We start from the raw sequence: 26,345 nt of genomic DNA on the forward strand, positions 1-26,345 counted from the left end.
AACTTCCCTCATTTTCACATCATAATGGTACATTTACTTTTACACTCGTTCGTTTCTTACTGCTTACAATTTTAATTGTTCCACCAACTAATTCTACTCTTTCACGCATCGTAGTCATACCGAGTGATTTCTTCTCTTTTATATCCTTTTCTACAAACCCATTTCCTTGATCGACTATTTCTAATGATACATTTTTCTCCGTCACTTTGAAATAAATCGTCGCTTCTCCTACATTCGCATGCTTACTTACGTTATTTAAAGCTTCTTGTCCAATTCGCCATAGCGCTTCTTCTACTACACGCGGCAAATCACGCACACCTGTAACTTGTTCCCGAATTTTCAATCCTAAACTTTCACCATATTGCTTTAAAGCTGGTAATAACCCTTTCTCTAATCCAGCCGGACGAAGCTGCCAAATTAACGTTCTCATTTCTTTTAAGGCACCTTGTGCTAATTCACGCATCTCATACAAAGACTGATCTACCTTTTCATTTTGACCCTTTAAGACAGCTTCAGCGCCTTTCGTCATAAACGTTAATGAAAACAACTTTTGTGAAACAGAATCATGTAAATCTCTAGCTAAACGATTACGCTCTTCCATTCGTACAAGTTCGCGGCGTTTTTCATTTAATCTTAAGTTCTCTATCATTAATGAAATATGATTTGCTAACGCTTGTACTACATCTATCGTATTTATATCAAATTCTCCATTATTCGAACTTACACTTAATACTCCAAATATATGATCTTGAATATGTATCGGAATAGCGATAACTGCCCTATTAGGATGCTCTATATTACCAACCTGACGCTTCAACAAGACAGACTCTTCTTTTTCCAACGCTTCCTGTGCTGCTGCCCTCAGATCATCTTGTAGTTCACCCTTCTTATAAGAAGCTCTCACAGCTAGTTCATTTTCTTCTCTAATAAAGAATGCAACTTGCTCCCATAGAAATAAGCTCCCTATTTGCTTTACAATCCCTTCTGGTAATGCATTAAATTTATGAATTGTCCTTAAAGCTTGAATAAAGCGTTCTAGCTTTACATAATAATGAGCTCTTCTCTTTTCATTTTCATACAGTTTTGTACGCTTTAATGCCGTTCCAATTTGAAAGGCAACTGATTGTAATAGTACTAATTCTTCTTCAGAAAAATGCGTTTTACCTGGGCTAGCTACATTTAATACGCCAAATTCGTCTCCACCCGCTTTGAGCGGTACTGTCGCATGATGTACAATCCCTTCTGTATCTCCCCAGTTGTATTCAATTGCATTATTAATTCTCTTACATTCAATAATATTAACTGCTCGCTCTAATTTCCCTTCCACAAAGCTGTGTAGGCACCAGCAATTCCCCTCACACATCGGCCGTTTATTTTCGAATCTCAATCCCTCTGGTAATTGGTAATCAATTAATTTCGTATATCTGCCATTTTCATCCGCAAGAAAAATCCATCCTGTCGTTAAACCAGTTACATTCAATAGCTTTTCCAGCACAGCTTGAAGTACGTGATATGTATCATTTGAGGTATTCAACGTTTCTGCAATTTCTTTTAATATAACTAATTCATTTGTACGATTCTCTTGAAACATAATTCGTCTCCTACATACAAGATTTTAAATAGTACTTAACATAAATCATCTACTTTTCACTTTGTACTTATTCGTAACATTGATATAATAGTGAAAACATAGTTTTCATTATATCACTTGAGGGGGCTTTCCTAATGACATTAAATAAGGCACTTACAATCGCTGGTTCTGACACAAGTGGCGGTGCTGGTATACAAGCAGATTTAAAAACATTCCAAGAACTTGGCGTATATGGAATGACATCTCTTACAACAATCGTAACAATGGACCCACATAACGGTTGGGCACATAACGTATTCCCAATTGCGGCTTCTACATTAAAACCACAATTAGAAACAACAATTGAAGGCGTTGGCGTAGATGCTTTAAAAACAGGTATGCTTGGATCAGTAGAAATTATCGAAATGGTTGCAGAAACAATTGAAAAGCATAATTTCGAAAATGTAGTAGTTGATCCTGTTATGGTATGTAAAGGAGCTGACGAAGCATTACATCCTGAAACGAATGATTGCTTACGTGACGTTCTTGTCCCAAAAGCATTGGTTGTAACGCCAAACCTATTTGAAGCATATCAATTAAGTGGTGTGAAAATTAATTCTCTTGAGGACATGAAAGAAGCTGCAAAAAAAATCCACGCTTTAGGTGCTAAATACGTACTGATTAAAGGTGGTAGCAAACTAGGCACAGAAACTGCTATTGATGTGTTATATGACGGCGAAACATTCGATCTTCTAGAATCAGAAAAGATTGATACGACAAATACACACGGTGCAGGTTGTACATATTCTGCTGCAATTACAGCAGAACTTGCAAAAGGAAAAACTGTGAAAGAAGCAGTAAAAACCGCGAAAGAATTCATCACAGCTGCAATTCGTCATTCATTTAAGATTAACGAATACGTAGGACCAACACATCACGGTGCATATCGCAAATTCGTTGCACCGAAAGAACTTGTCTAACATAAAGCTTTTTATTAATAAATTTAAAAATAGATTAAAACCCACAGACATTTATTGTTCTGTGGGTTTTAATCTATTTGCAGAAATGTTTTAAAGTACTCCCCGAATTCCTATGATGCTGAACTAACCTTGTTTCTACCATTTCTTTTTGAATAATATAACGCATCATCCGCTGATTGAATAAATTGATCAGGTGATTTTTTATACTCTGAAATTCCGACAGAAACTGTAATTTTAATTTTTTCCCCATTTTGCAGTTGGAATGAATGCTTTTCAACAGCTAGTCGAATTTGTTCCCCTATACGAGTTCCAAATGCTACTCTCTTTTTTGGTAACAACAGAGCAAACTCTTCGCCACCCTTTCGAAAGACTAAATTTGGGAATGGTGCATTCTCTAACAAAATACGCCCTAGTTGTTTTAACACTTCATCTCCAGCAGGATGACCGTACGTATCATTTACATACTTAAAGTGATCAATATCGATAAGTAATAAACAAAGTGAATCATTTTTCATATGCTTGCTACCAATATGACGATTCATCTCGAAATCAAACTGCCTTACATTTCCTAGATTCGTTAATGCATCTATCGTTGCATAATGCTTCATCGTTTGAAATAATTCATTGGATTGCAATACGTAACTTGCACTTACAAATGTGATGTATGCCGCTACAATACAACAAACTAAATATAAAACCACTACATATATATCCTTAAATAAAATATAAAGTGGTAGTATTAAAATAGACAAACTGTACACATTAAACCATATCCATTTTGTAAATATAGAAATCTTCATCCGCCAAATGAGGGTGCTGCCAATCCCTATTGCCACGATAGTATAGCAAGCCAATTCAGAGGCTAAAGAATACTCAGTAAAAAATACCCGCGTTATTAAAATGATCATAACTGTTATACTACTAGCTATTGGGCCACCAATTATAACTGCCAAAATAACTGCTAAATAACGTAAATCCAACATAATATTTTCAATATGTACACCAAAACGCATCAATAATATACTTAATATTCCAGTTAAAATACCGACCAAACATTTCTGCCAAAAAGAGAATCCTTCTTTTAACGGCTTATCTCTTAAAAGCTGAGCACCTACAAAGATAAAGGAAAGAATGATTGTCATATTTACAAATAGATCTCTGAACATAAAATAATCTCCCTACTTTTTCTTTTCCATCTATCACTTTCTATATGTTATTGTATTACGAAATACCTATAATTCCCAAACTTTTTTATTTTATTGTTCCACGTGGAACAGCAAAAAGCAAAATAAAAAAGGAGACGAAATTTCGTCCCCTCCATTAACAACATCGCGATATCTTTCCACCTTTTGCATTAAATCTAGCTTCTTGCGCCTCAGCAAAAAATTGCTTTTGACATAGAATTTTCTCTTCTGGATGATGTACTTTCATATGATTTACATACGTTTCGTAACTTGGAACTCCGACAAGTAAACTAATAAATTGCTTTCTCTTTCCCCATACGTTCCGTAAACTTTTAAGCATAGTTCCTCGACTCACTTTCATCTCTTGGAATATATGGTGCCTCTTTTAACGGCATTGGCTTATTTCTTAATACTTGAATCCAAATTCGAAGTGCAGAAATTAATACAGCAATTACAACTATCATAAAAATTCCACAAAGCGCTGCATCAATATAGTCATTCAAAATAATTTGTTTCATTTGTGTAACATTTTTAGCCGGAGCTAATACCTTCCCATCATCTAATGCTCCCTGGAATACTTTCGCATGTGATAGAAATCCTATTTTGGGATTTTCATGAAATAGCTTTTGATAACCTGCTGTCATTGTTACAATAAGCAATCCGACAGTTGGAATAAGTGTTACCCAAACATATGCCTTTTTTCCCATTTTGAACAAAATTGTCGTTCCAAGTAATAATGCAATACCTGCTAACATTTGGTTTGCAATACCGAAAAGTGGCCATAATGTATTAATTCCACCAAGCGGATCTATTACCCCTTGGTATAAGAAATACCCCCATCCTAGTACACATAGTGTTGTAGCTATCACATTTGCTAATGTTGAATCTGTTTTCGCAAACGGCTTATATACATGACCTAAAATGTCTTGAATCATAAATCTCCCTACGCGTGTTCCCGCATCAATCGTTGTTAAAATAAATAGTGCTTCAAATAGAATAGCAAAATGGTACCAAAATGCCATCATCGCCGTTCCGCCCATTACTTGCGAAAATATATACGCCATACCAATTGCTAATGTTGGTGCACCACCTGTACGTGATAAAATGGTCTGTTCTCCGACATTAACAGCAAGATCTTTTAATTCATTCGGTGTAATAGCAAATCCCCATGAAGAAATAACTTGAGCTGCCTGCGATACATCCGTACCGATAAGTGCTGCAGGACTATTAATTGCAAAATAAGTTCCTGGTGTTAATACACAAGCTGCAATCATTGCCATCGCTGCTACAAACGATTCCATTAACATTGCTCCATAACCGATTGGCTTTGCGTGGCCTTCTTGCTCAATCATTTTCGGCGTCGTGCCTGATGAAACGAGAGCGTGGAATCCTGACACAGCACCACAAGCTATTGTAATAAATAAGAACGGGAATAAGTTACCGGAGAAAACAGGACCTGTCCCATCGATAAATTGCGAAACTGCTGGCATTTTTAAATCTGGTGCTACAACTAAAATACCGATTGCTAACCCAAGTATCGTCCCTATTTTTAAAAATGTACTTAAATAATCACGTGGCGCAAGAAGCATCCAAACCGGTAATGCCGATGCAATAAATCCATATACGATAAGCATAATAGCAATTGTCTCACCACTAAAAGTAAACATACTTGCAAGTGTCGGATTTTCCGCCACATATTGTCCTCCAATAAGGGATAAGATTAGTAGAACAATACCGATTACTGATCCTTCTCCTACTCGCCCTGGCCTAATGTAACGCATGTAAACTCCCATTAAAATAGCAATTGGAATCGTTGCTGCGATTGTAAACATTCCCCATGGGCTTCCAACAAGCGCCTTCACAACTACTAAAGCTAATACCGCTAATAAAATGATCATAATACCTAAAATACCAATCATTGCAATTAATCCTGTAACAGGACCAATCTCATCTTTAATCATTTCTCCTAATGATTTACCATTACGTCTCATTGAAGCAAATAAAATTACAAAATCCTGTACAGCTCCAGCAATAACTACCCCAACAATAATCCAAATTGTCCCAGGTAAATACCCCATCTGCGCCGCCAAAATCGGTCCTACTAAAGGACCTGCCCCTGCAATCGCTGCAAAGTGATGTCCGAATAAAACCCATTTATTTGTCGGAACATAATCCTTGCCATCGTTTAACGTATGAGCAGGTGTTTGTCTATTATTATCTAGACCAAAAACTTTCCTCGCTATAAATCTACTATAAAAGCGATACGCAATCGCATACACTGATACAGCAGCAACTAATAGCCATACAGCATTAATTGTCTCACCTTGCGATAACGCTATTACACCAAAAGCAGATGCTCCTAGCGCTGCAATAACTCCCCAAAGTAAAATTGACTTCAATGTTTTCACATACAATCCCCCCATTACTACTTCTTAGTGGAGATTGTACTAAATTTTCTGAATATTTTACTTAAATCCTCCTTATCATGAAGGATTTTTAGATTATCATGTTGAAATTCTCTCATTACTTGTCACAGTTCAATTTTATTTCGAAGTCGTTTTACATAATTGCGGCTTACTGGAATCGGTTGCTCATCGTACCTGTCTAAATGCAAATTATACGTGCCATTATAATAAGGTTTAAGTTCTTGTACATACGACATATTAATTAAATAGCTTTTATGTACACGTAAAAAATCATATGCATTTAGTTTATTTTCTAATTCCTGGAGTGTATATGTTGAAATATGCTGATTATTCGTTGTATAAATTGAAACGGTTTTGTTTTCCTTATTTTTACTTACATATACAATATCTTCTGGGAAAATATATCTAATCCCCTCATGGCCTTCTATCGGCAATTTACGCAAATGACTCTTTGCTTTCTCACCTTGTTCTTTCCCCATTTTATATAAAATGAACTGTAAATCTTCTTCACGAAATGGTCGTAATAAATAATAAAATGCTTGGAAACGAAAAGCTGTAATTGCCTCTTCTATATCCTCACCAATAAAAATAAATTTCGTATAACAATTCACTTCTCGTAACAAACTCGAATATTCAAAACCAGTACCATCCATTAATTGCGAATTTAAAAAAACAAAATCAGGTGTATGTTTTTTCATTATTAGCAAAGATTCTGTTCCAGTTTCCGCTTCAAAACATTCTACATTTCGAATGTTTTCAGTAAAGTTCTCAACTAATTTTCTTCGCTCTTCTGTTTCTCCCATGATAAGTAAGATTTTCATTTATCCAGCCACCTAATTCCTTTGTCCATATTTCTTGTTGTATACATTCGCTTTAGTAAGAAACAATCCCTTTTTCTTACTATACCATTATTTATCTAAAAAAACAGAAAAAAGGAAACCACTTTGGTTCCCCTTTTCTTTTATCCCGATTGGTACGGACTAACAATCAGTGGTTGATGGACAAAACACCCACTGATTAAAGTTTCACTTTATACTAATTCCCTCTGTTTCGTTTCTTGACCAAGTATAATGACAGCAAGTGCCCCAATTAAAATTGATCCACAGAAAATCGTAAATATTAGCGATAGTGACGCTTGTGAAGCAACTAAATACCCTACTAATAGTGGTCCAAGAATACCACCAATACGTCCAAATGCCGCTGCCATTCCTGCACCTGTACCGCGAATAGTTGTTGGATACTGTTCCGGTGTATAAGCGTATAATGCACCCCAAGCACCTAAATTAAAGAAGGATAGTAACATACCCGCCACTATTAATGCTGTTAATGAATCCGCAATTCCGAACACATAAGCACTACATGCTGTACCAATTAAATACGTAACCAATACAAATTTGCGACCAAGACGTTCAATAAACCATGCAGCTGTGAAATATCCTGGAAGTTGAGCTAAAGTCATAATAAGTACGTACTGAAAACTTTTTATTAAACTAAAGCCTTTTAGTACCATTACACTAGGTAACCAAAGGAACATTCCATAATAGGAAAAGACAACACAAAACCATAGAATCCATAACATAATTGTTGCTTTACGATATTCTCCAGACCAAACCGATTTTATATTTTCAATAACAGATGGCCTTTTTTCAACCATTTGGAACCTTGGAGAATCGGGTAAATTCCATCTTAAATATAAAGCATATAACGCTGGAACTGCACTTAATACCATAGCAACTTCCCAACCGTATTTAGGAATAACAAAATATGAGATAAGAGCTGCGATTAACCAACCACCAGCCCAAAAGCTTTCTAATAGTACAACTATTTTCCCACGTTCGTGCGCTTCAACACTCTCCGATACAAGGGTAGATGCAACTGGCAGTTCCCCGCCAAGTCCCATACCAATTAAAAAGCGTAAAACGAGGAACATCGCGAGTGTCGTCGTTAAAGCCGTTAAGCCACTACCGATAGAAAATAGTAATAATGTAATAATAAAGACCGATTTCCGTCCTATTTTATCTGATAGTATCCCAAAAACGAGCGCTCCTACAGCCATACCAATTGAGTTAATACTACCTATCCAACCCATCTCTTGAGTACTTAATCCCCACTCTTTTTGCAACGCCACTATTACAAATGAAAGCATTCCAACATCCATTGCGTCAAATAGCCAACCAAGTCCAGCTATACCAAGTAGCTTTCGCTTCGAAATTTCTTTTACCTTGCTCACAAGAAGTCCTCCTTACACAGGTGTCTTTACACATCATTTTACATGTGTGTATTGCATAAGTAAAATACTTTCGTATAAAAAATTCTCCTTCATCATTCCCAAAAAGTAAAATGTTTATCAAAAATAAACAAATAAAAAAAAGTAGCGATGTTCCGCTACTTTTTTGAACGCATTACTTCTTTTAAAAACTCGGCCAGTACTAACTGACGACGCCAGCGTGTTGGATTACTACATAATCTGTAAAACCACTCTAAATGAATAGCTTGTATCCATTTTGGTGCACGCTTTACCTCTCCAGCCCACACATCTAAACTACCGCCTACTCCAACAGCCATTTTCGTTTCTAAAAGATGCTTATTGTTTTGGATAAAGTTTTCTTGCCTTGGGAAGCCAAGTGCAACAAGTAATAGGTCTGGTTTTGCCTCTTGAATACGTGAAACAATATTCTCTTCTTCTTCTTGTTTAAAATATCCATCTTGTGTACCCACGATAGATGCAGCCGAATATGTCTTCGTTAAATGATTAGCCGCGGCTTGTACAACATGTGGTTTTGCACCTAATAAGAAAACAGATACTGATTTATTCTCTTCTGATAACTTTGCAAATAAATTGCTCATTAAATCAAATCCCGCTACCCGCTCTTTTAAAGGTGTACCAAGCATACCACTTGCTTTTACAACCCCAATACCATCAGGTGTAATTAAATCTGTATTTAATAATATTTTATGGAATTTTTCATCCTTTTTTGCGCACATAACAATTTCAGGATTTGCTGTTACCACCTGAAAAGTATGAGCTTGCTCTAATTCTAGTTGCTTCTTTAAATGTTGGATCGTTTCATCCATTGTCATTGTAGAGAAAGGAACACCTAGAATATCAACCGTTTGTACTTCCATATTTAACTATCCTCTCTATCATTAAAGGTTTTTTGTTATTAATTGCTTATATGTTTCTTTCGTATCTTCATATAATTTTTGAAGTGAGAAGTTCATAGTCGCATGCTCATAAATATGCTTGCCCATTACTGATAACTCTCCAGTTTTCCACTTATCATACGCCTCTTCTAATGCCGATGCCAATGCTTTGCCATCACCAGTTGGTACAATCCACCCATAAGTTTCATCTGCAATTAACGGTTCGATTTCTCCCGCTCTAGTCACAATTGATGGTACACGTTGATTTGCCGCTTCTAATAAAACTAATGGAAATCCTTCGCTATGGGAAGTTAACAAATTGACATGTGATGAAGCAAATAATTGTTTCACATCTTGACGATGCCCTAAAAATTCAACTTTATCATTAATCCCTTTTTCAGTAGCTAATGCCTTTAATTCTCCTTCTAACGGCCCATCACCAACTAATAACACTTTAATTTTTTCCAATTTCGTTTGTTGTAACGCATCGAATAAAACTTCATGTCCTTTAACAGGATGCAGACGCGCTACTTGGATTGCCGTAAACACATCTTCGTCAATATTAAACATTTCCTTTTTATTATAGCCATCTGCTTTTTCCTGATCATATTCAATCCCGTTATAAATAACATGCATCTTTTCATTTGAAATACCTAATGCCGCTAAGCTTTTTTTCAACCTATTCGTTACAACAAAAAATAAATCTATATTTTTTAAAGCTTTCAAATTTAACTTAGTGAAAATCCAGCCTTTTAAGCCTTGTTTAGTAAAGTCTTGAAATGGATCACTATGAATTGTCGTTACCCATTTTGCCGCGAATTTCTTCTTTATTAGAGAAACAAAGAAATTCGCCCTAGGACCGTGTGTATGAACTACATCAAATTTTTCTTTATTAATGAATTCACTTATGTTCTTTAAAATGGATAAATCATAGCGAGATTTTTGTGAAAACACATGAACTTTTATTCCTAGCTCTCTTGCTTCTTTCGCAACAATTCCATCCTCAAATACTGCTAATTCTACTTCACCAGTTGGGAACTGATCGAGAAGTGAAATAATATGTGTTTTTCCTCCACCATCTTCTGCTCCTGCATTCATATGCAATATCCTCATATTTTTTCCTCCTTTAAATCCTCGCTACATTTCCATCTATCTTTATTTTACTGTACTAAAAAATAAAAGCTAACAAAAGTTAGCTTTTATTTTTATCATTCAATTTCTAAGTCTACAATTAGATAAGCTAACAACACTACAAAGTAAATCCCAACTCCTGGTGCCGTCAAAATATGTCCTGCGATATATGCAATACCTAGTGCTAATACTAAGCTTGCTGAAATCATTCCATATTTCACATTGAATATTTCCTTAAATCTTGTAACAAATGCTATTAAGATTCTTAAGCCGTAATAAATAAATGGAATCATCATTAACGCAAAACCAATAATTCCGAAATCATAAAACCAATCATGGAAGTCCATTTCAATTAACTTCGGATCTGGTTGCTTTTGTTCATTATATTTATAGTTACCTGCATAACCCATTCCTAATAACTTTTGTGACATTGGCGCTTCTTTAAAGAACTGCTTATGTCTCTCTTCATATACTTGACGTCCACTGAAAATAAGATTTTCTTGATTTTCTTTCTTTTGCTCTTTCTCAAGCTCTTTCTTAACTTCAGCTTCTACCTTCGCCTTTTCTTCTGGTTTCTCAACTTTATGTTGTTGTTTTTCTTCTTTTTTAATTTTCTCTTTAATTTCTTTTTCTTTTTGACCTTGCTGCGCTACATTTTGTTCTGATAAATAGTTGTTATGAATACCCATATTTTGTGCTAATGGCGTCATTTTAAACGTTCCAACAACACCAGCCAATAGGAAAATAGCAATTAATCCATTAAGTACAAGAGACCTTTTGTTTGGATTTCTTCTATCAAATAATAATTGTAGTACAATAATCCCGATTGCTGCCGCTAACGTAGCACCAATTGAGCCCATCCCTACTTTCGTACCAACTTGAATTAAAGAGTAAATCATTAACAGCGATGGAATCCAATATAAAATGTGTTTCACGCTCTTTGTTTTTTGAATAGAATATAGTACCACAATAGGGAAAATAATAGCTAAGATTGACCCTAGTTCATTACCTGCATAGAACCATCCTCGGGAACCAACTTTCATCCACTCATAACTTCCAAAGTCTGTAGAAGTTGTAATAGAAATAACCATAATAGCATTAATAATTAATGTTGAATACACAATGTTATTTCTAACTTTATCGCTAATATTTACTGTCTTCTTCAGTGATTTTAAAGCTAAAATATATGAGCCAAGCATAATATATATATACAATGCTTTTCCAATGAATTTAACTTCTTCTGTGATTACAATAGGACTCTTGATTAACTTGTTATTAATAAATCCTATTCCCAATATAGCTCCTAGTAATACAAGATAAATCAAAAACTTCCTATTTTCTCTTTCTTTTGCCTGAATTAAAATGTAAATACCACCCATTGCCATAATGAGGAATCTCACCATAATTCCAACTGTCGCATTTACTTTTAATAACTCAATGCTAAGAGAGGTTAATAAATCCAAAACAGGCTGTAAAATAATAAAAAAGAGCAAAAAATGCTCAAATCTAACCCTAGCTTGATTTGCTAACATTCCAAGACCTCCATACAAAATCTTTACATTATCTTTTAATCATAGTTTTCTATCGTTTAAACACACCCAGCAATTATAACATAACTCATATTTAAATTGAGAACTATTTTTTATGCCTAAACAAGTCAAATCAAGCATTATTAATAACAGAAAACATTGTCCTTTAACTATCCTTCCCTGCTCCAATAAAAACTATCTAACACACCTTGACTCATTTTCGACAACAACAAAATACTCATTATCATTTTATAATAATATATAAATCACTCCATTTGTAACACCCTTCAACTAATCCACGGTAAAAACTACAAAATTAACCTTTCCGCACTTTTTTCAATTTAATCAATTGCTACTTTCTAAACACTTTCAAACGCTTTCTTTATGTATTTCATCCATTTTTCTACATGTAGCGAAAAGTAATTGTTATTTCCAAAACTTTAGTGTATATTTTTTCTCTGGAACATCTTTAAGAGGAAGGAATTAAAGCCATGTTATTAATCGATATATTTACGTTTCTTGGCATTATCGCCGCTGCCATTTCTGGTACATTAGTTGGTTTGAAAAAAGATCTAGATTTATTTGGTGTCCTTTGTTTAGCTGTAGCTACTGCGCTCGGCGGCGGTATTATTCGTGATATTATGATTGGTAACCTGCCTCCTGTCGCATTTGTAAAACCAATTTACTTTTTCGTAAGTGTACTATCAGCATTATTCACATGTATGTTTTTTGAGCGCATTAATAAACTTCAAGTTGTTATTATGCTTTCTGATGCTGTTGGTTTAGGTGTATTTACAGCTATTGGTGCAAATGCAGCAATGTCACATCACGTTGACGCCTCGTTTTTAGTCGTTTCAATGGGAGTTATTACAGGTATTGGGGGCGGTATTTTACGCGACATTTGTGCTCAAGATATCCCGTATGTATTCCGAAAAGAGATATATGCAATTGCTTCTATTTTAGGAGCAGTTAGTTTCCTAATTACACATGCAATGGGGGCACACGTATTAGCTTTCTATGTTTGTTTATTAATAACATTCGTTATTCGTGTAGTCACCGTAATATATAATGTACATTTCCCAGTTTTCTTTAAAACACATGCAAAAATTAATAAAGGCCATTAAGAGAATTCTACATAGAATTCTCTTAATTTATATACAATTCCACATACTATAGAGTAATTGTATATAAAAATATATAATTACATTAGAATACAAAAATGAAAACGTTTTATAAACAGGGGGAAGAATGATGCTTGGGGTTTTTAAAAAAAATAAAACAAACACCAGTATAATCGAATTAAGCAAAGGCCAACAAATCATATTTAACGTGCCTGCTAATTCTGAACTAAAAACTCAAATGGATATGCTACATATTTCAAAGGAAGATTTACAAATTGTAAAAGTATTACAGCCATTTATTTATGAAGAAATAGATTGGATAACAGAAAAATTCTACACCAACATCACAAAACAACCTAATTTAATTGCTGTTATTGAACGCTACAGCTCTATTCCCAAATTAAAACAAACTTTAAAGACACATATTAAAGAATTGTTCAGCGGGAATATGAATGAAGATTTTATTGAACAACGTGTTAGAATTGCAAAAAGGCACGTACAAATTGGTTTACATAGAAAATGGTATACTGCTGCGTATCAAGAATTATTCCGCTCCGTCATGAAGATTGTGCAAACGAAAATTTCAACGCTAGACGATTTTTCTTATTCTATAAACGTAATAAACAAATTATTCACATTAGAACAAGAACTTGTTATTGCGGCTTATGAATCCGAATATGAAAGAATCCAAAAAGAACATGAAAAAGAAAAAGAACTGACAGCTATGACGATTACACATATTGCAACAGAACTAGCCGCAGTATCTGAAAAAACAAGTTCTTCTATTCAACAGTTAACATCTAAATCAGAAAGTATCGTAGGAATTGCAAAAACAGGTACATCATTAGCTACGACATCAGAAGAAAAGGCCAACAAAGGAAAAGAACAATTAAATCTGCAAAACAAACGGATGGAAAGCATTCAAACGAATATGGAAACTATTATTACTGATACCCGTGAACTTCTTGATATTTCTAACAAAATTAATGAAATCATTGATATTGTAAAATCAATCGCCGAGCAAACAAATTTACTAGCATTAAATGCCGCTATTGAATCTGCACGTGCTGGCGAATTCGGTAAAGGTTTTTCAGTCGTAGCGGGAGAAATCCGAAAATTATCAGAGCAAACGAAAGAATCCATTTTCAACGTTACAAAACTCGTTGAAAAAACGAACGAACAAATTATACACGTCTCTTCTTCCGTGGAACAAATAAGCTCTCTCGTATCTGAAGGGACAGATAGTATGCATGCGACAGATCAATATTTCCAAGAAATCGTAAAAGATATGTCTAACTCTAAAGAACAAAACAAAAAAATTGAAAATGAATTAGAAACTATTTCACAAGTAATGAAGAGTATTCAAGACGATTCCTCGAAAATGGCCTTAACAGCGGATAATTTACAACTAGAACTAAACCGATAGGCAAATCGATACAAAGTGGAGATTCTTCATCTCCACTTTGTATTCATCCTTATCATCCATCTACAAAAAAAGAACCCAAAATGGGTTCTTTTATTTTCTGAAAAAGATTTTTTGGCAATAAAAACAACTCATATAAACACCAAAGCTTTGTAAAATAAACAAAGCTGGCATAATAATATTATAATATGCCATATCAACTCGAAAGAGCCTTAACGATACATATCCGGTAATTAATAATACAAACAACATATATCCTTCATTTTGCTGTTTCTTAATTAGAAAATGTAATAAAGCTATGGCCATAAATAATGTCACCACTATATATATAAGCTTTTCACATTTAAAAATAATAGAATTTATTCCCTCATCTGAAAACTGGTTAATAACTGGTTTTAACAGTTTAAATCTTTCTACTTCCATTTCTTTTAACTCTTGATCAATGTGTTCTTTTACACTTTGAATTTTGGATGTTTTTTCTTCATTTTGACCTTTTCCAATTAAAACAGATTGAACATAAGTCTGATTAGAAATTGTATACTGTGACATTCCCATCATCTTGATACCATAGCTCACACCAAAATGAGTACTATAAAACAGAATAAGTATTCCTATCATTTTTAATAGTAATTTTTGTTTCGTTGCTGATTGAAATAATTCAATTAACAGCACATATACAGCTATAAAAATAGGTAAAAATAACCCCATCGGGAAAATCATATTGCTGAGCGCAAATAAAACGGCTGAAATTACCCACATATAAGGATGATCTAATCCTTTATATAAAAGTATGTAACAAGCACAATAAAATAAAAATATTGCGAGTGATTCTGCCGTTAATACAGAACTCATAAATATATTTGGAATATATAAAGCGTAAAACATTGACGCAATACGACCACACTCTTCCCCAAAGACCATTGAAGCAATGCGATAAATGAAAAATGCAGTTCCTGTACAAAATAAAATATTAAATAGTTGTAAAGCGAATACCGTATCACCAAATATACGGATGATGATCGATTCATAAATAATAAAAGGTAACTGTGCTACATTCTCTATATTATTACCAATTGCAATCTGCTTTGCAGACTCATACATAGCTTTCATATCACCTATCATTGGACCATCTACAAATAGAACTGTGATAAGTCTTACAACTATAGATATGCTTATAAGAAAAATAAGAAATTGCTTATCTGTAAAACGATATTGCAAAATCGACGCTACTAACAAAATAAGAATAACAAAAATCACTAATACGATTGTTATACTTGTTGTACTTCCCCCAAAAAATTGCTTACTTGTTTCAAAAGCCGACCAACAACTATAAACAAAAAATGCGAGCATCGCACCAATCGTTATTTTACTGAAGAAGGACGAAAAATTTGTTTGTATATGATTCATATGTCCATTGCACCTCTACTTCCATTCATAACAAAACGATTCTATCATGAATAGGCACAAGGTTAATAGGGAATTTCTATGACAAATACATAGTCATTACTTTTTCACTTGCAATGTAAGCGAATCCTCTTTTAAACTACATTTTATATACGATAAATTTTCTTTCAGTTACATGAATACAAATACAGAAATTTCAATAAAGTGAAGCTTTAATCCGCGGGGGGTTTGTTCATCTTCCACTGACTATTATCCCGCAAATAGCGGGATAATCCTCTTGGAACACTTTACTTCATTAAATATCTAATATGAGTACTCCACTTACACATGTCACTCTGATTGAAAACAGAAAATAGGGGCTGAATATATGGAAAAGAAATTCATGCGAGAATCAAAAGCAATTAAAACAACACGTGTTTTTCCTAACGATTTAAATAATCACCAAACACTTTTCGGGGGGAAATTATTAGCAGAAATTGATAGTATCGCTTCAATTGCAGCTGCAAGACATAGCCGTAAACATTGCGTAACAGCATCTATCGATTCCGTTGATTTTTTAACTCCAATTCACCAAGCAGATTCTGTTTGTTATGAAGCATTCGTATGTTATACAGGAAAATCTTCAATGGAAGTTTTCGTAAAAGTAATTGCAGAGGATCTACTAGCAGGCGAGCGTAGAATGGCCGCAACATGTTTCATTACATTTGTCGCATTAAAAGACGGAAAACCTTCATCTGTACCACAAGTAATTCCTGAAACAGAGGAAGAACATTGGCTACATACAACTGGTTCAGAGCGTGCAGAAAATAGAAAAAAAGGACGTTTGAAAAGTAAAGAAATGGCTGAAGTGTTAACTTTGAATAAACCTTGGAGTATTTAATAACTGATTTACCTTCCTTTTTTCTAATCAAAAAGGAAGGTTTTTTATATGAAGCATTTGTTTACACGCTTTTCATATAAAATACCTAGAGTTGCGTTATAAAGTTTATATGCGGTAAACTTATACAGATGTTCTTCTGGTTACTCCTATACTTTAAAAGTAACTATAGATATTTTTAATCTATTACACAAATAAAAACATATGTGGAAGGATTCTATTATGCAAAAATCAATTGCTAAAAATATTGTATACAAAATTTTATTAAACGTTTTCAATGTCATACTTCCAATTCTTGTTGGTCCCTATGCTTATCGTACACTAGGTGCCTCTTCAATGGGAAAAGTGAACTTCTCTGAAACAATTTTCACTTACTTTTTTATCTTTGCTGTATTCGGCATTCATCAATATGGATTAAGAGAAATTAGTGCCATTAAAGATAATAAAAAGAAATCTGAACAATTATTTACTAGTTTATTTATATTAAGTATCTTTACTAATTTATTAACATTTGGGGCATACTTACTATTTAGTTACTTCGGATATGCGGAAAAAGGACTGTTTTATATCCTCCTTATATTCGGATTTAACTTTATTGCAAATATTTTTTATGTAGAGTGGTTAAATGAAGCCTACGAAAATTTCGACTTTATTACATTGAAAACCATCATTGTAAAATTAATTTACGTCGTAATGCTCTTTATCTTTGTACAAACTTCTCAAGATTTTTACCAATTTACAGGACTATTAGTACTTTCTAATTTCTTAAACAATATTATTAGTTACATATATATAAGGCGTACTGTAAAATTTGATTTTTCAAATATCACTATCAAAAAACATTTAAAACCATTATTATTAATTGCCATTTTTTCAAATGCGCATATACTTTATACTCATTTGGATCGCTTCTTCCTTGGAGAATACGTAGGTGAAAAATATGTTTCCTTCTATGTAATGGCTTTTCAAATCATGTCTATTATTAACTTACTCATGTTAAGCGTTATACAAGTAACCTTACCAAGACTTTCTTACTTATCTGAAAGTGATGATGAAAAAGCATACGATAAATTATTAAATACAATATCTCAACTTTATTTCATTACCTTATTCCCAGCAGCAATCGGACTTATCATTGTCTCGAATTTAATTGTTGTAATCTATGGTGGAGCACAATATGCAGCTGCTGGACCTACATTGGCTATTTTTTCTGTTTATATGGTTGTGTTAGGTATTCAATCCATTCTTGGAAACCAAATTATGTATATTAAACGTAAGGAACATATACTAGTACGTGCGCTATTAGTATTTGGGGTTATAAATATTATACTTAAAGTAATATTGCTGAAGCTCAATTTATTCACACCAACGACAGCAACTTTGACAACAACAATTGCAACGCTATTGCTTGTTGCGTATATATATTTTTATATCAGAAAATCCTTAAAGGTAAACTATCGCCTGTTTACGATGGCCAACTTTAAATATTTATTATACTCCCTTACATTCTTACCAATTTCTTATGTAGTTCAACTATACGTATCAGGAACAATTCCTTTATTTTTAGCATTAGTTTTCGCAAATGGACTTGCATATACTCTATTGTTATTCCTGACAAAAGATGAAATCTTATTCATGGCTCTTTCTAAATTTACATCCAAATTCAAAAAATCTTAAAGGCGTAATAAAAAGCGACGTGCCATTCACTCTTGAATAGCACGTCGCTTTTCTTATTTTTAACTTTATAAAAACTATTCTCATTGTAATATATCAACATTGGGTTGCATTCCAATTATTTTTTCAGTAAACTTTTCGCAATTATACGTGTCAGAAGGCCTTTATCCATCAATGAAATAGAACAAAATTTAGGAGAAAACAGCATTTTTATATTCCATAAACCATGATGCGTTCCTTTCAGAATCATATCAAGCCATAGAAATTGAAATACTTGTTTAATATTTTGATCCTCTCTGTTGGCCTTACAATATTGTTCTTCTAATTGGCGTTTTACTTCTAGTAGTTCTTCTTTTGTTAATGTATTCCTTGCATATGGTACACGATCAAATTCAATTCCAATGCGAGAGAGAGCCTCTGTAGAAATCTTTGCGGCCATAACCTCTTGATCAGAAGCATTAAGACTACTTACACTTGTTTCTGACCATCGATAATTCAATAGTGGCTCCTCTAAGTTAACTACCTTATACTTCTCACTTAGCCTCTGGAACAACTCATAATCTTCAGCATGTAAATAATTCAAATCATAGTAAATGTTATTTTCTTTTAAAAATTCCGTACGCATCATCACAGATGGATGAATCATACAGCTTCGAACATATAAACAATTTCTAATTAAATCTGGTGAACCTGAAATTTGCCACGGTTTTCGATTCTGATCTATAACCTTAACGCCAGTTCCACAAACCGCAACATCAGGGTGCTTCTCCATATACTGCAATTGAATTTCTAGACGTTTTGGATCTGCTATATCATCACAATCCATCCTAGCAATATACTCTCCTGTTGCTAAATCGATTCCTTTATTTAACGTTTTAATCAATCTTAAATTTTCTTCATTTGTCACTATTCTTATTCGTGAGTCATTATAAGAATTCAACATCTCCATACTACTATCTGTTGATCCATCGTTTATAATCAGCAATTCAAAATTTGTAAAAGTTTGGTTTAAAATACTATCAACAGACTCTCTTAAGTATTTCTCACCATTATATACAGGCATTAGCACCGTAATTTTAGGCATTGTTGACCTCCAAAAAAAGATTTTAAATTTTTTCATATTATATAATAGGTACTTTACACCATTCAAGAAAGGCTCCCCACCTTTCCATTTAAACCGAATACACCTATTTCCCATATATATAACCGTATCCTGTAAGCCACAAATATAAAATTCTTTGTATTTTCCCAGTCTTCACTTAGTATAACAGGTTCCCCTATTAAATATAGCATCTCTACAAATTCTTTCATCTACTTACCCAGTAACCTAATCAGTGTCAACATACTTATTTTTTATTTGTTCGTTCCAGTATACATTAACGCATTGTTCCAATTAATGAACTCCTCCTGTACACCTATAAAAACATAATAACCAAGCAGATTTCCTGTATTTTATCCATAAAGATTTGGAAAATGAATAATGTACCTTTTTGAAATGATAGCATTATACGAAAGAATTTAGTATCATGATTCAAGACACTATTTTGAAATGGACGGAGGACACTATGAGCTTATTAGCAGTCGAGAAATTAGGCCATACATTTGGCGATCGCACATTATTTAAAGATGTATCCATGCGTTTACTAGCTGGAGAACATGTTGGATTAGTCGGAGCAAACGGTGTTGGTAAATCAACATTTATGAATATTATTACTGGTCAACTTATCCATGATGAGGGCCGTGTAGAATGGACACCTGGTACAAATTACGGTTACTTAGACCAACATACAATTTTAACGCCTGGTCGCACAATTCGTGATGTATTAGCTGACGCGTTTTTACCTTTATTTGAAAAAGAAAAAGCTTTAAATGAAGTTGCCGAAAAAATGGGAACTGCAACACCAGAAGAATTAGAGGCACTTCTTGAGGAGATGGCGGAAATACAAGATGCTCTCGAAGCAGGTGGTTTCTATTTACTAGATATGAAAATTGAAGAGGCAGCAAGAGGTCTTGGAATTGATGCAATCGGTTTAGATCGTGATGTTTCAGCACTAAGTGGTGGGCAACGTACAAAAGTATTGCTTGCAAAGCTATTACTTGAACAACCAGAAGTGTTATTACTCGATGAGCCTACTAACTATTTAGACGTTGAACATATTCATTGGTTAACGAATTATTTAAAAGAATATCCACATGCATTCTTATTAATTTCTCATGATACGGAATTTATGAACAAATGCGTTGATGTTATTTTCCATCTAGAATTTACAAAAATGACGCGCTATACAGCGACATACGAAAAATTCCTAGAGTTAGCCGAAATTAATAAAAATCAACATATAAATGCTTATGAAAAACAAAAAGAGTTTATTAAAAAGCAGGAAGACTTTATTGCAAAGAACAAAGCTCGTTATTCAACGACAGGTCGTGCAAAAAGTCGTCAAAAACAACTTGATCGCATGGAGCGTATTGATCGCCCGGAAACAGCAATTAAGCCAGAATTCTCATTTAAAGAGTGTCGTGCAAGTAGCCGTTTCGTCTTTGAAGGCGAAGATGTAGAAATCGGATATACACATCCATTACTACCAAAGCTATCAATGACAATTGAACGTGGTGAAAAAATTGCTATCGTTGGATGTAACGGTGTTGGTAAATCAACATTACTAAAAACAATTTTAGGCAAGATTAAACCATTAAACGGTAAAACAAGCCTTGGTGATTTCCTAGAGCCAGCATACTTCGAACAGGAAGTAAAAGCTGATAACATAACACCAATTGATGACGTTTGGAACACATTCCCTAGCATGGACCAACATCAAATTCGTGCGATGTTAGCGAAATGCGGATTAAAAAATGAACATATCTCTCGCCCACTAAATCAATTAAGTGGTGGCGAACAAGCAAAAGTACGTTTATGTAAGCTAATGGGTGAAGAAAGTAACTGGCTACTATTCGATGAGCCAACAAACCATCTTGATGTTAAGGCAAAAGAAGAACTCCAAAAAGCCCTGAAAGCGTATAAGGGAACAATCCTTCTTGTATGTCACGAACCAGACTTTTATGAAAACTGGGTAACAAAAGTTTGGAACATAGAAGAATGGGCACAAAACAAAAATTAATATATATGGGATAATTGGCCATATTTTTTATGATATAATATACTTTGCGTGATGACACCTTATTCTGTTGTCACGCTTTTTATAGAAACAAGATTTTATTTATGCCGGAGGCAATAGTATGCTTTTTAATTCTTATGAATTCATGCTTTATTTCTTACCTGTAGCAGTAATTGGATATTTTATATTGCAAAAATTCAATCAAAATATCGCGAAATGTTTCTTAGTGGGCATGTCCCTCTATTTCTATGCATATTTTGAAGTGAAATATCTATTACTAATAGGAGTTTCATTATTTACAAACGCCTTTATAGGCCAACAAATCATACAAAAAACGAATAAAAAAACTCGAAAAGTATTATTGACAGTAGGTTTATTGTTTAACATTTCATTACTAGTATATTTCAAATATTCCGATTTCTTCTTAGGCAATATAAATACTATATTTGGAACTGATATACCTTTATTAAAGCTGTTATTGCCTTTAGGAATTAGTTTTATCACCTTCCAAAAAATAGGGTTTTTAGTAGATTGTTATAAGAGAGAATTAACAAAGTTTAACTTTATTGATTTTTGCTTATTCGTAACGTTTTTCCCGCAACTTATTGCAGGACCAATTGTTCATCATAGTAAGGTTCTTCCTCAGTTCCAGGATGAGTCTAAGAGAAGACCTAATATTGAAAATATTGCAAAAGGACTTTATATATTCGGGATCGGCCTTACTAAAAAAGTAGTAATTGCTGACTCACTAGCACAATGGGCCGATTTTGGCTTTAGCAATGTAAATCAACTATCTACGACTGATGCATGGATTTCATCGCTTGCATATACATTACAGCTGTATTTCGATTTTAGTGGATATTGTGATATGGCAATAGGTGCCGCGCTATTATTCAATATTACATTACCAATTAACTTCTTCTCTCCTTATAAATCTTTAAGTATTCAAGATTTTTGGAGACGTTGGCATATGACATTAGGGCGATTTTTCACTCAATATGTATATATTCCATTAGGCGGCAGTCGTAAGGGACAAGTTCGAACTTATGTAAATTTATTTACAATCTTCCTTATTAGTGGGATTTGGCATGGCGCTGGATGGACATTTGTTATTTGGGGTGTGTTACATGGATTGGCTATTGTAATACATCGATTATTTAAAAACTTAGGTGGAAAAATGCCTAAAGTGTTTGCATGGATTTTAACAATGGGATTTGTACATGTAACTTGGGTATTTTTCAGAGCAACTTCAGTAGAAGATGCATTAACCATGTTAAATCGCATGTTCAATGTAAATTACTTGCACATCCAAACAGCACTTATCCAATTCCGTCCAGAAACATTAACCGGTGTTTCTACATTGGATAATTTAATTTATTCAATCGCTAATTTATTCCCATTCCAAGTAACTGGTAGTCAATTTAACTTCCAAACTATCTTATACCTGGCAATTGGAATGGCTATTGTATTATTTACGAAGAATTCTATAGAAAAATTAGAATCTTTTCGTCCCAAACCGATTTATGCTCTTGCATTAGCTAGCATGTTTATACTGTCTTTAATGTATTTAAATCGTGTAAGTTCATTCTTATACTTTAATTTCTAATAACCGTAGGTGAAAAATATGTATAAGCGTTTTATATGTTGGTTTATTATATTCCTATTCATTTTATCTGGAATAGTTTGCTCTATTGTCTATAAGATTGATCCATTATACGTATATAAATTTAAGAAAAACGATTATTTTTATGCTACTGAACGCTATCAAATGCCTGGACTTGTTAAAAATATGGATTATGATACTTTATTTGTAGGAACTTCTATGGGCAGAAATTTCCTTGAACCTGATGCTGATAAATTACTCCATACTACAAGCTTTAACGGCTCTCTTCCAGGTTCAACAGCCAGGGAGCAAAATATGACAGCTCAGTTAGCTACGCATTCAAAAACTGTTAAAACTATTATTTGGGAGCTTAATTTATATTCATTCTCTGGAAAACCTGAATGGGTATCAGAAGGAACTTCACCGTTCCCAACTTACATGTATGATACAAATAAATTGAATGATATCCAATATTTCCTTAGCCCATATTCTCGAAAAACGGCATTACAGAACATGAAATTAAAATTAGATCCAACAAAACTTCCACAGGATCCTCATTGGCTTTATAAATTTGGAGATGACGAGCCAAAATTCTCAGTAGATATAGCTAAAAAGGTTGTCGATGGAACACCTCCTCAACCAACCAGTGAGGGTTGGTATCATGAACAAATGCTTAAATCTTTTGATTCTAATATTATTGAACTTGTAAAACAAAACCCGGAAGTACAGTTTACATTTTTCTATGCGCCGTATCCAGTAACATATCACGTAGTTATGGATAAAAACGATCCAAAGCATACAGAAGAAAATATGTTATTTAAAAAAGAAGTATACAATAAATTAAAAGAACTAAAAAATGTAAAACTCTATGATTTCCAAGATCAAAAAGAAGTTACATATAATCTTTCTAATTATATGTCCGATCAAACGCACTATTACAGATATATAAATGATTGGATTGTAAAACAATTAGCGACAATTGAGCCTATTACTAATAAAAAAGATTATGACCAAAGGCTAACTGATTTCTCTAATGAAATAAAGAATTTCGATACTTCTAAACTAATAAATTCAGATGAAAGACCTAAATAATAAAAAGGGCCCATCACAAATGGTGCCCTTTTTATCTTAGAAATTTATTCCTATTTTAATTTCGCACATTGTAATACTCAGTCAACCTTCGAACAGGAAGTAAAAGCTGATAACATAACACCAATTGATGACGTTTGGAACACATTCCCTAGCATGGACCAACATCAAATTCGTGCGATGTTAGCGAAATGCGGATTAAAAAATGAACATATCTCTCGCCCACTAAATCAATTAAGTGGTGGCGAACAAGCAAAAATACGTTTATGTAAGCTAATGGGTGAAGAAAGTAACTGGCTACTATTCGATGAGCCAACAAACCATCTTGATGTTACAGCAAAAGAAGAACTTAAAAAAGCTATGAAAGCATATAAAGGGACAATTCTTCTTGTATGTCACGAACCCGACTTCTATGAAGGCTGGATAACAAAAGTTTGGAATGTTGAAGAGTGGGCAGAAAAAAACAACTAAATTATTTCATGTCAGTAAAAAAGAGCCGTTCCTAAAAGATATTTAGGGACGGCCCTTTTTTATACACAAAGACTTTTTTCTACCTCTCACAATATAAAGAAATTAAAAATGTAAATTCTATCCTAAATTTTCTATTCTTACATTATGAAGAGAATTTTGGTATCATTTAGATAAAATAGGAAAGGAATTAATTAAAATGGTATTTAGTAACCTTGTCTTTTTATGTTTATTTTTACCTGCTGTACTCATAATTTATTATGCTGTACGCAAAGAACTACAAAATATAGTTTTATTATTTTTTAGTTTAGTATTTTATGCTTGGGGCGAACCCATTTATGTTTTCCTAATGCTGTTCTCAATCTTTGTTAACTATTGGTTTGGTATCTTGTTAGGGAATAGTCGCTTCACAAATGGGCAAAGAAAACTATTATTAACATTTGCAATTGTAATGAACACAGCTATTTTAGGGTATTTTAAATACGCAAACTTTTTAGTGGATAATATTAATTCTATCTTCCATACCAATATTATTCTTGAAAAAATACCTTTACCAATTGGTATTTCATTTTTCACGTTCCATGCGATGAGTTATATTATCGACATTTATAAGAAAAAAGTCGATGCTCAACGAAATATCTTTGATTTGGCTTTATACTTTACTGTATTTCCACAATTAGTAGCAGGACCAATTGTTCGTTACAATACAATCTCTCACCAATTACACCAGCGAACTGTTGATGCCGAAAAATTCTCTGAAGGAGTTCGCCGATTTATTATTGGTTTAGGTAAAAAAGTTTTAATTGCTAACCAATTAGGTGCTATAGCCGATGAGATTTTCGCAATGAATCCTTCTGATATGAGTGTATCATTAGCTTGGATGGGAGCCATTGCCTATACACTACAAATTTACTTTGATTTTTCTGGGTATAGCGACATGGCAATTGGATTAGGAAAGATGTTTGGATTTGATTTTCTAGAAAACTTTAATTATCCATATATCTCAAAATCCATTTCTGAATTTTGGCGTCGTTGGCATATTTCGCTCGGTTCTTGGTTCCGCGATTATGTCTATATTCCTCTTGGAGGAAATCGCGTTACAACTTGGAAAGTTTATCGTAACCTCTTCATCGTATGGGGATTAACCGGTTTTTGGCATGGTGCCAGTTGGACCTTTATGATTTGGGGTATTTATTATGGCGTTCTAATTGCACTTGAAAAAGCAGGACTTGAAAACCTACTTCAAAAATTATGGAGTCCTCTCCAACATATTTACGTTATGTTTTTAGTTATTATTGGATGGGTATTTTTCCGCGCAGATAATTTCAGTTATTGCCTTGAATTTTTAAAATCCATGTTCGGATTTAACGGTCCGTTAACAGATATTAATAGTTATTTCTATATAATGAATTATTGGGGCGTTTTCCTATTAGCTATTATTACTGCAGCACCCGTATTTCCGTGGTTACAAAAAGTGTTATCAACAAAAAGATTTTCTATTTTATCGCCCGTTTATTATTTAAGTATTTTAGTCATTGTTTTAGTATTCCTAACAAATGCAACTTATAATCCATTTATTTATTTCCGTTTTTAAAGGAGGTTCACT

Annotated in this window: 20 protein-coding genes and 2 pseudogenes; 11 read left to right on the top strand and 11 right to left on the bottom strand. The window is 33.6% G+C overall.

Going from position 1 to position 26,345, the window contains the following annotated elements:
* Positions 1-19 precede the first annotated feature (19 nt).
* Entirely contained in the window at positions 20-1,591 is a 1,572-nt protein-coding gene (locus NSQ47_RS20215; protein WP_341037855.1) for a GAF domain-containing sensor histidine kinase, read from the bottom strand.
* Between the two features lie 134 nt (positions 1,592-1,725).
* Between NSQ47_RS20215 and pdxK the strand changes: the two genes are divergently transcribed.
* Positions 1,726-2,550 (top strand): pyridoxine/pyridoxal/pyridoxamine kinase, encoded by an 825-nt coding sequence (pdxK, locus tag NSQ47_RS20220; protein WP_002113152.1) that lies wholly within the window; start codon positions 1,726-1,728, stop codon positions 2,548-2,550.
* Between the two features lie 110 nt (positions 2,551-2,660).
* Here the strand turns inward: pdxK and NSQ47_RS20225 are convergent, their stop codons facing one another.
* The 8 genes from NSQ47_RS20225 to NSQ47_RS20260 all read right to left on the bottom strand — a co-directional run bounded on the left by NSQ47_RS20225 (position 2,661) and on the right by NSQ47_RS20260 (position 11,967).
* Positions 2,661-3,716, bottom strand: coding sequence for a GGDEF domain-containing protein (locus NSQ47_RS20225; RefSeq protein WP_341037858.1), 1,056 nt, complete (start codon positions 3,714-3,716; stop codon positions 2,661-2,663).
* Positions 3,717-3,870: 154 nt separating this feature from the next.
* Complete coding sequence (locus NSQ47_RS20230; RefSeq protein WP_002113158.1) at positions 3,871-4,074, bottom strand: YbdD/YjiX family protein; 204 nt, start codon at positions 4,072-4,074, stop codon at positions 3,871-3,873.
* Positions 4,067-6,142 (bottom strand): carbon starvation protein CstA, encoded by a 2,076-nt coding sequence (gene cstA, locus NSQ47_RS20235; RefSeq protein WP_341037861.1) that lies wholly within the window; start codon positions 6,140-6,142, stop codon positions 4,067-4,069. The genes NSQ47_RS20230 and cstA overlap by 8 nt, the downstream gene beginning before the upstream one ends.
* 122 nt (positions 6,143-6,264) lie before the next feature.
* Entirely contained in the window at positions 6,265-6,981 is a 717-nt protein-coding gene (locus NSQ47_RS20240; protein WP_341037863.1) for a LytR/AlgR family response regulator transcription factor, read from the bottom strand.
* Between the two features lie 209 nt (positions 6,982-7,190).
* Positions 7,191-8,390, bottom strand: coding sequence for an MFS transporter (locus tag NSQ47_RS20245; protein ID WP_341037865.1), 1,200 nt, complete (start codon positions 8,388-8,390; stop codon positions 7,191-7,193).
* A gap of 155 nt (positions 8,391-8,545) precedes the next feature.
* Complete coding sequence (locus NSQ47_RS20250; RefSeq protein ID WP_341037869.1) at positions 8,546-9,286, bottom strand: WecB/TagA/CpsF family glycosyltransferase; 741 nt, start codon at positions 9,284-9,286, stop codon at positions 8,546-8,548.
* 21 nt (positions 9,287-9,307) lie between these two features.
* Positions 9,308-10,417 carry a glycosyltransferase family 4 protein gene (locus NSQ47_RS20255; protein WP_341037871.1) on the bottom strand — a complete coding sequence of 370 codons (1,110 nt, stop codon included), beginning with the start codon at positions 10,415-10,417 and terminating at the stop codon, positions 9,308-9,310.
* Positions 10,418-10,512: 95 nt separating this feature from the next.
* Complete coding sequence (locus tag NSQ47_RS20260; RefSeq protein ID WP_341037873.1) at positions 10,513-11,967, bottom strand: O-antigen ligase family protein; 1,455 nt, start codon at positions 11,965-11,967, stop codon at positions 10,513-10,515.
* 488 nt (positions 11,968-12,455) lie between these two features.
* Between NSQ47_RS20260 and NSQ47_RS20265 the strand changes: the two genes are divergently transcribed.
* The 3 genes and pseudogenes from NSQ47_RS20265 (at position 12,456) to NSQ47_RS28250 (ending at position 14,511) form a co-directional block, all read left to right on the top strand.
* Positions 12,456-13,088: a trimeric intracellular cation channel family protein gene (locus NSQ47_RS20265; RefSeq protein WP_000924380.1), complete on the top strand. Its 633-nt coding sequence runs from the start codon at positions 12,456-12,458 to the stop codon at positions 13,086-13,088.
* 241 nt (positions 13,089-13,329) lie between these two features.
* A pseudogene (locus NSQ47_RS28245) lies at positions 13,330-13,707 on the top strand (protoglobin family protein); the annotation flags it as partial.
* Entirely contained in the window at positions 13,705-14,511 is an 807-nt protein-coding gene (locus tag NSQ47_RS28250; RefSeq protein WP_414429079.1) for a methyl-accepting chemotaxis protein, read from the top strand. The pseudogene NSQ47_RS28245 and the gene NSQ47_RS28250, both read left to right, overlap by 3 nt.
* A gap of 90 nt (positions 14,512-14,601) precedes the next feature.
* Here the strand turns inward: NSQ47_RS28250 and NSQ47_RS20275 are convergent, their stop codons facing one another.
* Positions 14,602-15,915, bottom strand: a complete 1,314-nt coding sequence (locus NSQ47_RS20275) for an ArnT family glycosyltransferase (RefSeq protein ID WP_341037877.1) — start codon at positions 15,913-15,915, stop codon at positions 14,602-14,604.
* A 364-nt stretch (positions 15,916-16,279) separates the two neighbouring features.
* Between NSQ47_RS20275 and NSQ47_RS20280 the strand changes: the two genes are divergently transcribed.
* Positions 16,280-16,792: an acyl-CoA thioesterase gene (locus NSQ47_RS20280; protein ID WP_071743997.1), complete on the top strand. Its 513-nt coding sequence runs from the start codon at positions 16,280-16,282 to the stop codon at positions 16,790-16,792.
* A 219-nt stretch (positions 16,793-17,011) separates the two neighbouring features.
* Positions 17,012-18,466: an oligosaccharide flippase family protein gene (locus NSQ47_RS20285; RefSeq protein ID WP_215580307.1), complete on the top strand. Its 1,455-nt coding sequence runs from the start codon at positions 17,012-17,014 to the stop codon at positions 18,464-18,466.
* A 115-nt stretch (positions 18,467-18,581) separates the two neighbouring features.
* Here the strand turns inward: NSQ47_RS20285 and NSQ47_RS20290 are convergent, their stop codons facing one another.
* The gene (locus NSQ47_RS20290) at positions 18,582-19,547 is read right to left on the bottom strand and encodes a glycosyltransferase family 2 protein (protein ID WP_341037880.1); all 966 of its coding nucleotides are present in this window, start codon (positions 19,545-19,547) and stop codon (positions 18,582-18,584) included.
* A 442-nt stretch (positions 19,548-19,989) separates the two neighbouring features.
* On the opposite strand from NSQ47_RS20290, the gene NSQ47_RS20295 reads away from it, so the two are divergent.
* From NSQ47_RS20295 to NSQ47_RS20315, 5 genes and pseudogenes are all read left to right on the top strand, one after another.
* Positions 19,990-21,582, top strand: coding sequence for an ABC-F family ATP-binding cassette domain-containing protein (locus NSQ47_RS20295; protein ID WP_341037882.1), 1,593 nt, complete (start codon positions 19,990-19,992; stop codon positions 21,580-21,582).
* Between the two features lie 118 nt (positions 21,583-21,700).
* Complete coding sequence (locus NSQ47_RS20300; RefSeq protein ID WP_341037884.1) at positions 21,701-23,185, top strand: MBOAT family O-acyltransferase; 1,485 nt, start codon at positions 21,701-21,703, stop codon at positions 23,183-23,185.
* Between the two features lie 18 nt (positions 23,186-23,203).
* The gene (locus NSQ47_RS20305) at positions 23,204-24,274 is read left to right on the top strand and encodes a hypothetical protein (RefSeq protein WP_341037886.1); all 1,071 of its coding nucleotides are present in this window, start codon (positions 23,204-23,206) and stop codon (positions 24,272-24,274) included.
* A gap of 81 nt (positions 24,275-24,355) precedes the next feature.
* Positions 24,356-24,742 (top strand): annotated as a pseudogene (locus tag NSQ47_RS20310) (ATP-binding cassette domain-containing protein); the annotation flags it as partial.
* Positions 24,743-24,938: 196 nt separating this feature from the next.
* Positions 24,939-26,333, top strand: coding sequence for an MBOAT family O-acyltransferase (locus tag NSQ47_RS20315; protein WP_341037888.1), 1,395 nt, complete (start codon positions 24,939-24,941; stop codon positions 26,331-26,333).
* Positions 26,334-26,345: the final 12 nt, after the last annotated feature.

The organism is Bacillus sp. FSL R10-2780, from assembly GCF_038006125.1.
GTDB lineage: Bacteria > Bacillota > Bacilli > Bacillales > Bacillaceae_G > Bacillus_A > Bacillus_A cereus_U.